This is a genomic window from Actinomadura madurae (genome assembly GCF_047130825.1).
In the GTDB taxonomy this organism is placed as follows: domain Bacteria; phylum Actinomycetota; class Actinomycetes; order Streptosporangiales; family Streptosporangiaceae; genus Spirillospora; species Spirillospora madurae.
In genome coordinates this window covers 8,199,749-8,214,745 of the sequence record NZ_CP083237.1, presented here as the reverse complement: position 1 = coordinate 8,214,745, position 14,997 = coordinate 8,199,749, and the positions used below count along the sequence as shown (strand labels likewise).

Genomic DNA, 14,997 nt, shown 5'->3' with positions numbered 1-14,997 from the left:
TATGGTTCCGAGCCGACGCCTCGTCGCTCGCGACGGAGGGCGCCCAGGTCAGTCACGGAGAAGGAACTCCCCGAGGCCGTCCACTGAGGCGCGTACCGAGGCGAACCCATCGCGTCTCATCCCGGCCTCATACTTCGCGACGGCCTCGACCGTCGCCATCTCGCCCCCGTTGGCCGCGGCCAAGGCGCGGGTGAGCCCTTCGGCGTCTTGGAGGGCAGTGTTGGCGCCGGAGCCGCGGTTGGGAGGCATGGCGTGGATGGCGTCGCCTAGCAAGGTCACCGCGCTGGAGGGCCAGGCCTGCACGGGTTCGGCGGTTCCCATCTCCAGGGCGTAGGTCTGCCGGGTCCAGGCTCGTTCCACGATCGTCCGCAGGCCGGGGTGCGCTCGGCCCGCCAGGTCGCGGGCCAGCCGGTGCAGATGTCTGGCGGCAGCATCATCGGACCGTGCGCGCGTGACGCCGTTCAACTGCTCCGGCGAAATGATCAGAGCCCACATGACGAAGTCGTCGTCCTCGGACGGCCGCAGGCCGGGCCAGTGGGCCGCCGCTGCCTGGCGCGGTGATGTCCGGAACCGCATCACGGCCGCCACCATGCCGGCGCCGTCGAGTTCGGTGAGCGCGAAGGCTCCCCGGAGCATGTCGGGCACCCCGGTGCCGAGGACCTCGCCGTCGAGGGGAGTCTTCCCGCCGAGCCAGCGCACGCCGGTGTCGACCACCCGTGCGTGCGGCAGGTATTGGCGGCGGATCGCCGAGCCGATGCCATCGGCCCCCACCAGGACATCGCCGTCGGCATGGTCGCCATCGGCGAAATGCGCGCGCACGCGACCGTCCAGAAGTTCGTAGCCGACGCATCGTTTGCCGAGCGACACACGCTCCTCCAGGCCGGCTCTGAGGATGTCCCTCAGCAGTCGGCGGCTCACCGGCCGCCCCGGCCGGGTTTCCCCGGGATTGTCGTCAGAACCGGTGAACGGATGGCCTCCCACAATCTGGAGCACGCCATCGACGTCCGCCATCACGCAGATGCTCTCGTCGGGCTCCCCCACGGTCGCCTCGAACATCTCGAACAACGCCGCCGGCAGGACCCTGCGGAGTGCCCGCGTCCCTCTGTCGTCGATGTGGATGCGGGCACCCTGCGCACGGCTCACCCATGAGTCGTCGGCCTCGAAGACCCGCACCTGCACCCCGGCCGCGTGCAGGCCCTGTCCGAGTGCCAATCCACCCAGGCCCGCGCCGATGACGAGTACCAGTGACAAGGTCGTCTCCATTTCTCTCTCGGCTGTGTGTCGGCCGCTGGTCAGAAGGCCCCTCTGGGGAGCGCGCCCGCGGATGGCCCGGCACTGTCCAGGAGGCGCGACATCAGCCGCCGGAAAGTGTGCTCCATCTGCTGTTCTGGTGAGGCGGCCGCCATCCGAGCCCGCCAGGCGACGATCGAGTCCGGCCGGACCATGGCCGCGCCGTCGCGGCCGATCCCATACCTGCGCAACCACGACTGATCGGCGCTGAAGTCCGTACCTGCGCGCAGGACGGCGACCCGCGCGCCGGCGCGGGCCGCCGCTCGCTCAGCGCCCCGCGCCCATCCGGCGGCCTCGGGCCCGGTCAGCACGACCGGCCGGACGCCGAACAGGTCCCCAATAGGCTGTGCGACTCCGCCCAGCTCGATCTCGACGTGCGGAGCTCTCGTCCCCGGCAAGCCCATGGCCGTCCGCGGGTCGGCGAACGCTCCCTCACCCGCCCCAGCCCCGCGCAACTCGGCCTCGCCGTCCCCTCGTTCGGGCGAACCCGACTGCGCGTGGGCCGAGTCCGGCAGAACGGCGGCGGAGCGGTAGACGGCGCCGAGTTCGAAGGTGAGCCGGTCAGGCAGGTCCTCCGCGGCGGGCGTGACGCCCACCCTCGCCAGCCCGTCGGCCAGGGCCAGCAGCGCCAGCCACCTGCGTTCGGTGTCGTAGCTGTCGAGCAGGCCCGGAACGGGCGGCATCGAGCAGGCAGCGTCGCCGACCAACCGAAACCGTCCCTGCCCGAACCGGGTGGCCTGCCGCAAAGTGATCGGCCAGGTGAACGTTCCCTGGACATCGACAGCGAGGTCCTGCCGCCCGACGGCCGAACTGACCAAGTCGATCGCGGCACGATCGTCGGCCGGGGCGCCCCCACCGGCGCACCGCGCACCAGCGTCCACGTCCCAGGATCCGGCTCCTTGAGCAGAATCCCGTTCACGTTCTCGATCTGAGCGGCGCCGAAACACCTGCCACCCAGAACCTCATCGAGGTCGGCGCGGAAGATCACGCCGCTCTGCCGCGCGACCGTGCCCGGCCCTTCGGTCTCGATACGGGCAAGCTCACGGACCAGGCTCGCTGGACCATCGGCACCGACGACGAAGGCGGCGCGCACCGCCTGGGCCACGGCGGGGGCCCCGGTCCCGACCCGCCGCACGGTGGCGGTGACACCGTCGGCATCGCATTCCAACGCGGCCAGTTCCGTCCCGCTCTGCACCCTGCCCCCCAGAGAGACGGCTCGCTCCCTCAGCGCTCTCAGCAGTGCCAAGTGCTCGCAGCACACCGGCTCCACGGGACTGATCTCCGGCGGCACCGCCACCCACGGCTGCGCGTACCGGGCGAGCTCGCCTCCCGCGAGAACGTCGAACGCGAGCGTGTCGCCGATCTGATCCGGATGAAACCCGGCTTCCCGAACCGCCCGTTCCAGCTCGTGGGAGCGCAGCAGTTCCATCGTCCGTACGTTGAGCCGATGATTGCGCGAGCTGGTCCCTCGCGCCCTGCCGCCCGCCACCTGTGCCCGCCGCTCGATCAGCAGGCACTCGACTCCGTGACCGGCCAGGAACGCTGCCATGGCCAGGCCGCCGAGGCCCCCGCCGACGACCAGGACTGGTGTGCTGTCGTCCATGATTGCTTCCCCGTCCGCATAAACTTCAGCGCTTGCTGAATATCAGTAATACCATGAGCCGCGATGAATCTTCAACGCATGCTGAGGTATGCTCGGGAAATGGCCGATCAGCACAAGGAGCGGCGCGGAACCCCAGGCAGATGGCGGACCGGGACCCAGAACCGGCAGCGGATCGTGGACGCCGCGCGCACGCTCTTCGCCCGCAACGGCTACGACCGGACGACGGTCCGGGCCATCGCGGCCGAAGCCGGCGTCGACCAGGCGATGATCAACTACTTCTTCGGCGGCAAGCAGAAACTCTTCGCCGAGCTGATGCGCCTGCCAGGCAGCCCGCGAGAAGCGGTCGCCGAACTACTGGCCCAAGGCCTCGACGGGTTCGGTGCCGCCTTCCTGCGCAACTTCCTTCAGGTCTGGGACGACACCGACAACGTCGAGGCCTTCGCCGCCCTCGTCCGCTCCGCCTCCAGCCAGGAGGCCGACTCGGCCGCACAGATGCGCGAGTTCGTCGAGGGCGAGATCACCGAACAACTCGTCCAGGCGCTTCCCGGCACCGACGCCAGCCTGCGCGCATCCCTGTTCCAGACACAGATCCTCGGCCTGGCCATGGCCCGATACGTCATGCGCGTCGACGCGATCGTCTCGGCCAGCCAAGACGAACTCGTCACCCGGCTCGGCCCGCACCTGCAGCGACTGCTTACCGCACCCCTCGACAACCCCACCACCGAAGACCCCACCGCCTGAACTCCCACCAGCCACAGGCCAGCGAAACAGACACGCTGCGCCAACCTCGGCCACTTCCCAAACGAGACCGCATCCACATGGCACCAATGAGCCTGGCCCCCACCGGCAAGGACCGCAAACGCCGGACCATGCGCTGGAAAGCACGCCCTGAACGCCTTCCAAAGGCCGACTCAGCCCGACCATCCACTGACCACTCAACCAACCAAGATCAGCCGTTAAGTTGACGCACCCGACCCCCGGCGTTGCCAGCGGCGGAACAGGGCGTAGACCGCCTGCCAGGAGCCGTAGCATGCTGGCCGCTGCTCAGCCCACTTCGAGGCACGCCCGAGTTCTAGGAGAACGATGAACGACTTCTCCCCGTTCCAGGAACGTTACGTCGGCGTCGTCGAGCAGTTGCTGGCAAGCCCGCTCGTCTCCGTCAAACATCAGGAGTCAGGCCAGGACGTGCGGGGCGGCGCGGGGGCTGACCTCATGTTCGCGGAGTTGGCAGAGGAGTTCGACCTTCACTTGGACGACGCCTTCCGCAGCCTGTACTTCCCCTCCAGGCAACTTCACGTCGTGTGGCGGCTGACGGCCGACGGCACGCGTGGCGGCGAGTTCTGCCTGCAGAACATCATCGAATGGGCAGTGAACGGATGGCGTCCCGACGACTGGACGCTGCCTCCCGAGGACTACGCCAGACTGACCGGCCTCAACACCATCGACTACGAGCCGCACGCCGGGTCGGGGTCGGTCACCGCGATCTCCGTACCGGACGCGCGCCCGCTGCCCATCGGGATGGACACGAAGATCTGGTATTACGATGCCGGTGAGCACCGGCTCCAACAATTGGACGTCGACTACGCCGACTACCTCGACTCGGTACTGCTCACCGTGGGCGTCCATGGTTGGCAATACCTCTTCGCCGACGTCAACCTGACGCGCGAGGTACCACCCAGCATCGTCGCGGGTCTGGAGTGCTGCCTCACCGTCCTGCCGGAGATCCTGCCCGGAAACAATTACGAGCCGCTCCGCCGGCGCTTCGACGCCCGCTCGTGAGCGTGCGGCCTGGCGGCGGGTCTCGCTCGGAAACTGGTGCTGCCGTGAGTTGAGGTGCTGATCCGCTCTGATCTTTGCTAGCGGTGGTTTGTTGAATCAAGGTGGGAGGTAAAGGTGTAGGCCGTGGCCTGCGGAGACTGTGCTGACTAGGTTCTGGAGTTCGGTGGGCGGGGGCGCCTTCGACCATGCCGTCCACCAGCGATTGAGGGTGATCGCGGGTGTCAGCCAGAATCGGACGGCACACAGTGTGTGGGGCCAGGTTGGTGTTGATGGGGTGCGCCGGCAGGCTCGGGTCTGCTGGTCTTGGAGGGTGGTACCCCCTCTCTGACGCGGTGGCGGGTGCGGCTCGGGTGAGGGAAACCGGGTGTTGCTGGTCGGTGAACCAGGTGTCCCAGCAGAAGCTGAAGGCGCAGTTGACCAGGGTCTGGTGGCGGCGGATCGCGGTGTCGGAGCGGACTTGGAAGTCGGCCCAGCCGAACTCGTCCTTGATCTGTTTGTAGGACTGCTCGATCCAGTGGCGGATGCCGTAGATCCGGACGAGTTCGGCCAGGTCGGCGGCCGGGTGCGGGCTGTCGCCCGGGCTGTCAACGCCGAGTGCGGGGTCATGTGGTCCGCCGCGGCGGGGCAGGTTGGTGGCCAGGTACCAGGTGGCCTTGGCCGGCAGGGTGCCCGGGTCGGTGGTGGCCACCACCGGGCGGGTGTGCCCGTCGGGGCCCCACGCGCCGAGCGTGGCGTCGGCGGCCCACCAGCGCTCGGTGTGCCCGTCACCGAAGCGGTCGCTCGACCGGCCGCCAGTCTCCCCGGACGTCGGGCCCGCGCCAGTCCAGGGCGCGGGCCGCGTCCACCGGGGTGCGGGCGTCGGTGCCGTAGGCCCATACGCCGTGGGGAGTAGTTCCTTCTGAGGGACCGAGGTGATCACGCGGTGAGGTCGTATTCATCTTGGTCGCGGGCGTGCTGGACCTGGTCGTGTTCTTGGTTGAGGTGGTAGCGCCAGTGTGTGGAAGGGTTCTTCCGGCCCCCGTCGCGGTCGCGATTTGCCCGACCCGCATCGGCTGTCATGGCTAGCCTGATCTTGGGCACGAAGGACAGGCTCTCGGTGTGCCCAGAAAGCACGGATGCGAAATGGATGCCTGGCCTGCGCCTCCCGTGAACCAGTATCGGAAGGCGTGCGCGGAACTCGATCGGCTGGAGCAGCTGGTGGAGGAGCTCATCGGGCGGCAAACCGAGTTGCACGACGCACGAACTGTGCGTGGTACCGATGCCGAGGATCTGCTGGAGATCAACGCCGAGTTGGATTCGCTGCGGATCGCGCGAGAGCAGGCCGAAGAGCAGTGGCTGCTCCTCGCTTACGCTCTCCCCAAGCCATGTGATCGTTGCTCGGGCGGGGGCGGTCGAGTTGATTCCCTGATGTTCGGCAACGGCGGCTGGTCTGGGCTGACAACGGCGAAGAATCCTACGGTTTGGGTGCCGTGCAGACAGTGCGAAGGACGCGGGAGTCGTTTTTCTGAATGATCGAGCCGATCACGCGGTGAGGTGGTCGTCGTGGTTGCGGGCGTGGTGGACGCGGTGGTGTTCGCGTGCGAGGTGGAAACGCCAATACTCGCCGAAGCTGCCGTTGGCGACCATGGTGCGCAGTTTAAGGATGGTCTCGGCTCCGGCCAGGCCCCATCTGGCGCCGCCGATGTCGAGTCGGTCGGCCACGATGTGGCGGACTGCTCCTTCGATGACACCGGTGGCGATTGGCCACCCGGCTTTCAAAGCCTGGTCGTAGCGCAGGAACGCGGCGTGGCCGGTCAGGTACCGGATCGCCGCGTCGATCCGGTCGTGGCAACGGATGGGGAGCGCGGCGGCCTGGGCGGCCAGGGCGGGGATGACCTGGTCGGTGTGTCCGGCCAGCAGTGCCAGGACGTGGGTGGCGACCCAATCTTCGGCCGCGCTGTCGCCGGGCTGGTGCAGGTCCCAGGCTCCTGCCCAGATCTTCTCGATGATGTGAATGAAGTCGATGACGATGTGGATGGTCACCTCGCGGCGGGCGGCCTCGGCGCGGATAAGGTCGAGTTGGTGCTGAGCACCGTCGGGCGCACCTGAGGCCAAGGCGCGGCCCACCACAAACCTATCCACACAGAGCCTTGATTCAACAAACCACCGCTAGGCGAGATCGCTTCGCGAGTCGTGGGTGGCGCGGATCGAGGTCGGGGATGCCGGTGGGATTGGGCCGACAGGTTTGGTGAACCAGCCGGCGTAGGTCAGCAGCAGGCCGGCCACGGCCAGTGCGCCGAAGAAGATGCGCGCCAGGGTCGTTGCGGTCGGTGAGAGCATGGTGGCGTCGACGCCCGACTGGATCGCGGTGGGATCGGCGATCAAGAGGAATCCGCGCAGGGCGACGAACCAGCCGAACAGTGACACGGTGACCGCGAGTGGGCCGCGCCAGTTGCGGTGTCCACCGATGATGACCAGACCCGCGCCGAGCATCAGGGCGCCGAGCATCAAGATCAGGACGGGTTGGGCGAACAGGTCCTTGGTTTGCCCTTGCAAGTCGGGCAGTCGGATCGCGTAGACCGTGGTGAAGGTGGCGACGTAGGGGCCGATGACGCGGGCGAACGCGCGGGTGCGCAACTGCGCCTCGATGCTGGCGGGTGACATGTGTTGTGTGCTCCTTGTCCCTCGTTGGGGTCTACTGGCTCTGCTCGGCGGGCTGTTGCTGTTGACCACCGGGCCGGTAGCCGACCTGGTGGAGCACGGCGCGCAGGAACCGCTGGACGTCGTCGGCCGTGCAGCTGTCGGAGTAGGCGGCCAGGTGCTGCCAGACCGCGCCGGTGAGCAGGTCCAGCAGGACGTCCAGATCGGTGTCTGCGGGCAACTGCCCGCAGTCGAGGGCCCGCTTGAGCATGTCCCGCCGGGCCTGGTTGCGCTGCTGGCCGGACAGTCTCTGGTAGGCGTGAGCGAGCTCGGGGCAGTCCTCGATCGCGCCGTAGAGGCGCCGCAGGAGGCGCCGCAGGCGCGGGTCGGCCAGGACTGATGCCCAACCGGCCAGCAAGTGCTCGACGTCGCGGATCTCCGGCGTTTTCGGAGGGTTGCCGTAGGCGGTCTCGACCGCAGCGATCAGCAGCCGGGTCTTGTCCGGGAAGCGCCGGTACACGGTCGCCCGGGTGACTCCGGCGCGCCGGGCCACCTGCTCAATGCTGGTCGCCTCCACGCCACGCTCGATCAGCGACTCCAACGCGGCGTTGAGAATCGCGGTGTCGGCTTCCCTGCTTCGCGGGCGGCCAGGAGCGCGGTCGGAGATGCTCACAGGGATTATAATACAGTACTGCACTGTATTGTACAGCTTCGGGCCCGTCCGGCCGGCCATAACCTCCTGGTCGTGGTCGCCGAGTTCAGATCTTGACAATGGCAGCCCGGCGGGAGCGTGTCGTGTAATGCGCGCAAAAGGGTCGCGCCAAGAGCCATTGGACAGGTTCGCTGTTCGGCCGGTGAGGCGCTGCTGCGTAGCCGAACGATCAACGACGGCACCCCGCGGCTTTAGAGGTTGCGACGCGTACGGGTACCCCCGCGCGGTCGAGAGCGGCAGAAAGGTGGTCACTCAATCAAACATCCGTGCTCATAAGAGCCTGTTTAGAAGCTCGCCGAGTTCGAGCTGCCCCCAATTTGATCAAGTGCAGATTGTGTGCACATAGTTCCATTCGCCATCAGAGGAGACATTGCCATGGAAGCTCGTTCATCACGTAGCACCATCGTCATCGGCGCCGCCGCAGCAGCGCTTGCCGCTGCCGCCATCGTCACTACCGCAACCGACAGCGGTATTCGGCAGGACTCCGCAACCGCGATCGCGACGCCGGACCACACCGCCTGAGACGGACCGGGCACCGAGGCAGTGACCCTTTTTCATCCGTCTGGGCGGGCACCGATCACAGCATGATCGCGATGGGGACGTTCGGCGGGCGACGTGAAGAAACCCCTGGTAGACGAGTTGATCACCACAACCACCACGTCCGAACCAGGGGCTCCGCATGGTGTTCTATCGCGCCGCCGTCGATGTGTCGCGTCCAACGCTGAACTACCTGACCGTAGTGATCCGGCGGCACCGCAAGGCGATCGGGTCGACCTGGCGGTTGCTCAACCCCGGGCAGCAGGCCCTGCTGGTGCTGGTCCACCTGCGCAAAGGCCAGACGTTCGCCGAGCTCGGGGCCGGGGCCGAGGTGTCGACGAGCACAGCCTGGCGGTATGTCCAGGAGGCGGTGGCGCTGCTGTCGGCGCGGTCACCGAAGCTGGCGGCGGCGCTGCGCAAGGCCAGACAGGACGGCCTGCACCTGCTGGTGCTGGACGGCACGCTCATCGCGTGCGACCGGGGGCGGGCCGACCGGCCGTACTACTCGGCCAAGCACCGCTGCCATGGAATGAACGTGCAGGTCATCGCCGGCCCTGACGGGGCGATCCTGTGGACGTCCGGGGCGCTGCCCGGCCGGACGCACGACCTGACCGCCGCCCGCGTGTGGGGCATCCTGCGCGAGCTGGACAAGACCGGGATCATCACGCCGGCCGACAAGGGTTATCAAGGCGCCGAGGCCTGCGTCGTCTTCACCCCGTACAAGGGACGCGACAAGCCCGAGTCCCAGAAGCAGGCCAACCGCTCGCACGCCAGGCTCCGCGGCCCCGGCGAACGCACAAACGCCCAGCTCAAGAGTGGCGGCTCCTCCGCAGGCTCCGCTGCAGCCCCGGCAAGGCCGGCCACCTCGTCAAGGCCATCGCCGTCCTACAGAACTACGAAGCCACCCGAGGATGAAAAAGGCTCAGTGAACACCGGCTCTGCTCCCTTGAGTGCGGAAGCCGTCATCGGCCAGATCGCCGAGACAGGCCGGCGGCTGGTCGGCTACTGGGAACAACACCGCCACGGAGTGTTCATGCCCGGATGGCATGTGCCGTTCTGCCCGCTCGGCGAACTGTTGCCCGCGCGCGACGTCGAATTCGCCGAGCGGAACCCGCAAATGGTGCCCCTGCTGTGGTATCCGGCCCTCCGCCAGGGGCCGGATACCATGCCGGTCATCGACGTTTTCGACTATCTGCCGGCGGACCACGACGCCGCCTCGGGCGCGGAGCCGCCGTCGGAGGCGCTGCCGGACCGTCGTCCTCCACGTACTTCTTCACCGTGCGCCAGTTCAGCCCGGTCTCCCGCGCGATCTCCGAGATCGACGCGCCCGCGTCCCGCAACGCGCGGAACCGGCGCAGCTCAAGCCACCGCTCGGCCTCCAGCACCACCGCGACCTGCCCCTCACCGTGATGATCACCATCACCCGGCAGGCTTCAAGATCACCACCTCAACATGGCGGCCGACACGCTGATCACCTCTGCACGTTTACCTGTACCTGGGTCTGTACTTGGCCCCGTACACCGACATGGCAGAGAGACGGAGAACATCAACGGCCCAGCTCAGGGCCGAAGTGGCATAGAACCGTCTCCACGCTTTCAGGGGATTGACACCTCCGCGATCGGGCGCCTGCAGACACTCCCCGCACCCTGACCAGCACCCGAGTTGCCCCGTCAACGTTAGGAAAAAAGTCCCGGGCGCCTGGAACCCCGTCCATCCGACGCGACAGTCGGGCACCACGGCTGACTCACCTCTGAAGTTCAAGAGTCGATCGGGTCGCTCCGCGATCCAACCGACTCCACGAAAGATCGAAACTGTCGTGCAGCTCAACGTGAACGTTGGGCCGGGCCGCGGTGCGAATGCAGGCGGCCCGACAGCCGAGCTCGCGCGGCTGTCCTTCGTCGCGACGTTGACGCGCATGGCGGATTAGGTTCTCCGAATGAGGCACGCGGCAACGTCGGCCAGTTTCCCCCGAACCTAACGGCACCTGCGACCGCGATGCGCGGGTCATGTGAGGATGCCGTCCAAAGCATCGGTGAGTTTGCCGTGGGCGTCGCGGATCAGGTGGTAGTAGACGTAGTAACTGTGCCGTTCCGTGCTGACCCACCCGGCCTCCGTCAGGAGCTTCAAGTGTCGGGAGATGGCGGCCTCGGTGAGGCCGATCAGCCCGGCGATCTCGCGGGTCGAGCGGGGTCGTTCGGCCAGCAGACGCAATATCTGGAGCCTGGTGGGGTCGGCGGCCGAGCGCAGGAGTCTGAGGAGGTTCTCTGGGGGTGCCGACGGGCGTGCCTGCCGTTCCATCTCGGCCAGCGCGTAGGTGATATGCACGGTCTGCCGGGTGCGGCCTGCCCGCCGTTCGCGGCGTCCCGCGGCGGCGACCCGTGGCCAGACGAAGTGGGAGGGCACCAGCAGGAGCCGGTCGCTCTCCGTCAGGGTGAGATCCAGTGCGGGGGCGTCGCTACGACGAGGAGACAAGGCGATGACCAGCTCGTCCCCGTCGTGTTCGACATGTAGGCGCGGAGCGAGCCCTTCCAGCATGGCGGCCAGGCCGTGCCGTGCTCTGGTCTGGCCGCGCCGGACAATGTCGGCGAGGAGGGGTTTTTCCAGGTTCGGCCAGTCCTGGGCGAGGCATTGGTCCCAGTAGGACGACAGCAGTTCGGCGAATCGCTTGCGGGACTGCTCGGGGTCGGAGATGAGTTCGCTGAGGACGTGCAGCGACGCGGGATGCGACGACGCGATCCGATGACCCGCTCGTTCTTGTAGAGCGGGGTCATGAAGGAAGTCTTTCAGCCGCACATAGGAGCCATGCCCGTTCTCCTCCAGGGCGCTGGCGATCAACTGCTCGGCGTAATGCGCCACCGGAGCTTCTCGGAGCATGGTCGCCTGGTCGGGCCACGACCACACTCCGCTCTCCTCCCATACCCGGGAGAACTGCAATGGCCGGTTCCACCAGAAAGCGAACAGGTCGAGTTCGGCTCGCAGTTCCCTACTCATGCGCTTACGCATTTCGAGGGACCAGGAAATATGCAAAGGATGGTTTTTTACTGTGTCCAGGATGTGCAAGCTGCGCAGCATTTCATGGGCCACCGAGCCGCTGAACGCGACCATGTCGGAGTCTGCCGCGTCCAGTCGTAACCGCATGTTCATGGTGCCAGTCCTATTGATTGACTCGTTTGTTGATCAGTTGGGGTCGATCGCCGTGCTCGCGTACGGTTTTCCCGACGCCAACACAAAGGGTACATCTCGATGAACATGCAACGGAGAACCTTTATCGGGGGAATCGCGCTGGCCGTGGCCGTTTCCGTCGAGCCGATATTCGCCGGTGTCCACGCCTCCGTGGGCGGGCCGGAGAAATGGAAGGCATTCGATGACTATCTTGAAGAGCTCACCGCGGCCAGATGGTTTTCCGGCACGGTTCTGGTGGCAAGGCACGGCCGGACCCTACTCAAAGGGGGGCACGGAATGGCCGACCGTGCGAGCAGCGAAGTCAACACGGCGAAGACGGGGTTCAATATCGGCTCAGACGGCGTTTACCGATATCCGGGTGCTGCTCGAGAAGATTGAGCACCACAAATTGAGGGGAAGTCAAATCATCGGCGACCAGCTCTGCCCACCACAACAACTTGTTCGCCTGCTGGAGACGGCGGGTGAGATGCCCCGGCTGCTCGTGAAGGTCCATTGACGTGCGCCGGTCGTCCGGCATCTCGCTGAATATACATTCGACGACACGGTGCGTCGTTCCGTGGCCGACGCCTACGGTCGCCGCACCGTGTGCAGTCCCCTGATCTGCGGTGACAACACAGTAGGAGTCCATGCCGGTACGGACGTCCTGTTCGTCCGGCTCGTCGAGCATGCGCAGGTGAGGTGGCTGCGCTGGGCGTGGCCGGCTAGGCATTGGGCTGGACTGCCGGTTCGGCTTGGGTGCGTAGAACCCGCCAGGACAGGTAGACGCACACGCCCAACGCGGGTGCGCCTCCGAGCAGCGTGGCGGTGATGCCGAGTGCGATCAACTGCTCGGTGAGGTACAGCGGCACCAGGATCGCCGCGGCTATGGTTGACTTCAGTCCGAAGAACGCCGTACATATCTGGTACTGCCGCCGTCGCACCGGATCCCGCCGCCAGGTGAACCGTTCACCGCGTACCGTCCCGGCCGCCAACCCGACAGCGGGCCAGCCCACCGCCATGGACGCCAGGAACAACACCGCGCCACCCGACTGTATGAGCACGGCCGACAGGTAGAAGTCGACCGCGCGCCCGGTACTCCCGGCCAGCAACGCCGAGAACGCCACGACGAGCACCCCGATCGCCGTGGACCAGTACGCCCGCTGGGTGAACACCCGTACCAGGGCGAGTACCGCCACCGCACCGACCGCGATCAGCGCGGAGACCAGTACCCCGTCGGTCAGCATGTAGGCGATCAGGAACACGACTCGGGACGCGACGGCCTCGGCGACCGTGCGCCAGCCACCCACCGCGTCGAACAAGGACAGCGACTTCCGCGTCAACATGGTGAAGGTCACGTGTTCGCCCTCGCGGGGGTGGCGGTTTCGGCCGCGCCGTGCGGACCGACAGTGTCGGCCATGGGGAAGCCGTCCCTGGGCAGCGCGTCCTCATAATCGCTGATCGCGGTGAGCAACTCCTGCTCGCCCGTCGCGGCCCGCACCAGGGCGTCGCGGAGGCGCTGCGCGTCCCGCAGCGCCAGGTTGCCGCCGAAACCAGGGGCCAAGTGAATGGCGTCACCGATCAACGTCACCGCGGCAGCGGGCCACTTGGGTGGCCGCGGAATGATCCCGATCCGCAGCGCCACCGTGACCAGCGGCCACGCCTCGTCGACGACCGACCGCAATGCCGGGTGCAGGTCGGCGGCCAACTCCTTGGCCTTGTCCCACAGCGTGGCTGGTCCTTCGGCGGAACTGAGCCGTTCCCTGGCGACAGCGGGCAGCGCCCACATCACGTAGTCCTCGACGTCGGCGACGGCACCGAGGGGCAGTGCGGGCAGCCACCGTTCCCGCGCCGCCATCGGCTCCTCCGTGAACCGCAGCACGCCGAGTGCCACCATCGTGCCGCGCATCTGCGCGCTGGTGGGTTGGTGGCCGATCAAAGCGGGCAGTTCGCTTCCGTCGATGGCACGCAGCGGAGTCGCACCCATGAGCGTGCGTTTTCCCGTGTCGATCACCCGCACGTCGGGCAGGTACTGGCGGCGGACGGCCGATCCGATGCCGTCCGCACCGACCAGCACGTCCGCGGTGTCGGTGCGGCCGTCGGCGAAGTGCACCCGGACGGTGCCGTCGGCACACTGCTCGAACCGCGTGAACTCCGCCCCGAACCGCACCGTGTCCGCCAGTCCGGTCAGCAGCACTGCCCGCAGCAGCGGCCGGTGTACCTGCCGGCCTGGGCGCGGCCGCACCTGCTGACCGGGCGCCGGCGTGCCGTCGAGTGGCCGCCTCCCGGTGACGGCGAGCTGTCCGTCCACTTCGGCCAGAGACTGCGCGTGTTCTCGCGGCCCACCCATGGTGGCCTCGACCATCACGACATGTTCGGGCGGCAGGCACTCGCGAAGCGCCGTCGCTCCACGGTCGTCCATGTGCAGGCTGATGCCCTGCGGGCGGCCCCGTTGCCCGTCCCGTTCGTAGACCACGACGTCGATACCCGCCCGCCGTAGCCCGTGGGCCAGTGTCAACCCGCCGAGCCCCGCCCCGACCACGATCACCTTCATCCGCACACCTTTCTCCATCGGCTGATGAAGAAAGAGCCTAGCGCGAGTTCACGAAAGATCTCCACCGAGCGATGGAGAAAATGCTCGATAGACTCTGCGGCGATGGCGGAGAAGACGACGCACGGTCGCCCCGGACGCTGGCGGTCCGGCGCGGAAAGCCGGCAACGGATCCTGGACGCGGCTCGCACGCTGTTCCGCGAGCGCGGCTACGGCGGCACGACCGTGCGTGCGGTTGCCGCCGAGGCGGGCGCCGATCCCTCGATGGTGTTCTACTTCTTCCACACCAAACAGGGCCTGTTCGCCGCGGCGATCGAGATGTCCGCGCACGTGCCAACCGCCATCGAATCGATCTTCACGGGCGATCTCGACAGTCTCGGTGAACGCCTCGTCCGGACACTCGTCGATAACCTCGATGCCTCCGACCGCGCGCCACTGCTCACGCTCACCCGGTCGGCGACCACCCACGACGAGTCCGAGGCCCTGCTCCGCGAGTTCATCGAACGGGAGATCACTGGCCGGCTGGCGGCACTGGTCGGCACGCCGGACGCCAGGTCGCGGGCCGGCGCGGTGAACGTTCAGATCTTGGGCATCGTCATGGCGCGCTACGTCGCCAAGATCGAGCCGATCGCCTCGGCGTCGATCGACGAGCTGGTGGCCAGGTTCGGCCCCCTCGTGCAGCACTGCCTGACCGGCCCGGCACTGTAGGCCGCGTCTCGCCCGGTCAGCGACCGAGAATGTACCCCC

16 protein-coding genes and 2 pseudogenes are annotated in these 14,997 nt (G+C 67.3%); 8 read left to right on the top strand and 10 right to left on the bottom strand.

The genetic code is table 11. The features are described from left to right. Nucleotides 1-48: 48 nt before the first annotated feature. The 3 genes and pseudogenes from K8Z49_RS38150 to K8Z49_RS38140 all read right to left on the bottom strand — a co-directional run. Nucleotides 49-1,263 carry an FAD-dependent oxidoreductase gene (locus K8Z49_RS38150; protein ID WP_412516466.1) on the bottom strand — a complete coding sequence of 405 codons (1,215 nt, stop codon included), beginning with the start codon at nucleotides 1,261-1,263 and terminating at the stop codon, nucleotides 49-51. A gap of 29 nt (nucleotides 1,264-1,292) precedes the next feature. Then, nucleotides 1,293-2,171, bottom strand: coding sequence for an FAD-dependent monooxygenase (locus tag K8Z49_RS38145; RefSeq protein WP_412516465.1), 879 nt, complete (start codon nucleotides 2,169-2,171; stop codon nucleotides 1,293-1,295). Between the two features lie 119 nt (nucleotides 2,172-2,290). Next, nucleotides 2,291-2,839 (bottom strand): annotated as a pseudogene (locus tag K8Z49_RS38140) (FAD-dependent monooxygenase); the annotation flags it as partial. A gap of 153 nt (nucleotides 2,840-2,992) precedes the next feature. Between K8Z49_RS38140 and K8Z49_RS38135 the strand changes: the two are divergent. The 3 genes from K8Z49_RS38135 to K8Z49_RS38125 all read left to right on the top strand — a co-directional run bounded on the left by K8Z49_RS38135 (nucleotide 2,993) and on the right by K8Z49_RS38125 (nucleotide 6,184). Then, nucleotides 2,993-3,634: a TetR family transcriptional regulator gene (locus K8Z49_RS38135; RefSeq protein WP_412516464.1), complete on the top strand. Its 642-nt coding sequence runs from the start codon at nucleotides 2,993-2,995 to the stop codon at nucleotides 3,632-3,634. 342 nt (nucleotides 3,635-3,976) lie between these two features. Beyond that, nucleotides 3,977-4,672, top strand: coding sequence for a hypothetical protein (locus K8Z49_RS38130; RefSeq protein ID WP_412516463.1), 696 nt, complete (start codon nucleotides 3,977-3,979; stop codon nucleotides 4,670-4,672). Between the two features lie 1,122 nt (nucleotides 4,673-5,794). Then, a complete protein-coding gene (locus K8Z49_RS38125) occupies nucleotides 5,795-6,184 on the top strand; it encodes an ABC transporter C-terminal domain-containing protein (RefSeq protein WP_412516462.1) in 390 nt (129 codons plus the stop codon). Nucleotides 6,185-6,193: 9 nt separating this feature from the next. Here the strand turns inward: K8Z49_RS38125 and K8Z49_RS38120 are convergent, their stop codons facing one another. From K8Z49_RS38120 to K8Z49_RS38110, 3 genes are read right to left on the bottom strand one after another with little or no spacing between them, the layout of a single operon-like run. After that, complete coding sequence (locus K8Z49_RS38120; protein ID WP_412516461.1) at nucleotides 6,194-6,781, bottom strand: hypothetical protein; 588 nt, start codon at nucleotides 6,779-6,781, stop codon at nucleotides 6,194-6,196. Nucleotides 6,782-6,820: 39 nt separating this feature from the next. Continuing rightward, complete coding sequence (locus K8Z49_RS38115) at nucleotides 6,821-7,315, bottom strand: hypothetical protein (protein ID WP_412516460.1); 495 nt, start codon at nucleotides 7,313-7,315, stop codon at nucleotides 6,821-6,823. Between the two features lie 31 nt (nucleotides 7,316-7,346). Continuing rightward, nucleotides 7,347-7,964, bottom strand: a complete 618-nt coding sequence (locus K8Z49_RS38110) for a TetR/AcrR family transcriptional regulator (protein ID WP_412516459.1) — start codon at nucleotides 7,962-7,964, stop codon at nucleotides 7,347-7,349. 414 nt (nucleotides 7,965-8,378) lie between these two features. Between K8Z49_RS38110 and K8Z49_RS38105 the strand changes: the two genes are divergently transcribed. From K8Z49_RS38105 to K8Z49_RS38095, 3 genes and pseudogenes are all read left to right on the top strand, one after another. After that, nucleotides 8,379-8,525, top strand: a complete 147-nt coding sequence (locus K8Z49_RS38105; protein ID WP_412516458.1) for a hypothetical protein — start codon at nucleotides 8,379-8,381, stop codon at nucleotides 8,523-8,525. A 157-nt stretch (nucleotides 8,526-8,682) separates the two neighbouring features. After that, nucleotides 8,683-9,455, top strand: a pseudogene (locus K8Z49_RS38100) (transposase family protein). Nucleotides 9,456-9,465: 10 nt separating this feature from the next. Further along, a complete protein-coding gene (locus K8Z49_RS38095) occupies nucleotides 9,466-10,011 on the top strand; it encodes a hypothetical protein (protein ID WP_412516457.1) in 546 nt (181 codons plus the stop codon). Nucleotides 10,012-10,544: 533 nt separating this feature from the next. On the opposite strand, the gene K8Z49_RS38090 is transcribed toward K8Z49_RS38095, so the two are convergent. Further along, entirely contained in the window at nucleotides 10,545-11,678 is a 1,134-nt protein-coding gene (locus tag K8Z49_RS38090) for a metalloregulator ArsR/SmtB family transcription factor (RefSeq protein ID WP_412516456.1), read from the bottom strand. Nucleotides 11,679-11,783: 105 nt separating this feature from the next. Between K8Z49_RS38090 and K8Z49_RS38085 the strand changes: the two genes are divergently transcribed. Further along, nucleotides 11,784-12,101 (top strand): hypothetical protein, encoded by a 318-nt coding sequence (locus K8Z49_RS38085; protein ID WP_412516455.1) that lies wholly within the window; start codon nucleotides 11,784-11,786, stop codon nucleotides 12,099-12,101. Here K8Z49_RS38085 and K8Z49_RS38080 read toward each other — a convergent pair. The 3 genes from K8Z49_RS38080 to K8Z49_RS38070 are packed head-to-tail and all read right to left on the bottom strand — an operon-like array spanning nucleotide 12,046 to nucleotide 14,253. Beyond that, nucleotides 12,046-12,390 carry a hypothetical protein gene (locus tag K8Z49_RS38080; protein ID WP_412516454.1) on the bottom strand — a complete coding sequence of 115 codons (345 nt, stop codon included), beginning with the start codon at nucleotides 12,388-12,390 and terminating at the stop codon, nucleotides 12,046-12,048. The genes K8Z49_RS38085 and K8Z49_RS38080 overlap by 56 nt on opposite strands. Before the next feature lie 34 nt (nucleotides 12,391-12,424). Beyond that, nucleotides 12,425-13,057, bottom strand: coding sequence for a DUF3159 domain-containing protein (locus tag K8Z49_RS38075; RefSeq protein ID WP_412516453.1), 633 nt, complete (start codon nucleotides 13,055-13,057; stop codon nucleotides 12,425-12,427). Next, the gene (locus tag K8Z49_RS38070) at nucleotides 13,054-14,253 is read right to left on the bottom strand and encodes an FAD-dependent oxidoreductase (protein ID WP_412516452.1); all 1,200 of its coding nucleotides are present in this window, start codon (nucleotides 14,251-14,253) and stop codon (nucleotides 13,054-13,056) included. The genes K8Z49_RS38075 and K8Z49_RS38070 overlap by 4 nt, the downstream gene beginning before the upstream one ends. A gap of 102 nt (nucleotides 14,254-14,355) precedes the next feature. On the opposite strand from K8Z49_RS38070, the gene K8Z49_RS38065 reads away from it, so the two are divergent. After that, nucleotides 14,356-14,958 carry a TetR family transcriptional regulator gene (locus K8Z49_RS38065; protein WP_412516451.1) on the top strand — a complete coding sequence of 201 codons (603 nt, stop codon included), beginning with the start codon at nucleotides 14,356-14,358 and terminating at the stop codon, nucleotides 14,956-14,958. Nucleotides 14,959-14,997 lie beyond the last annotated feature (39 nt).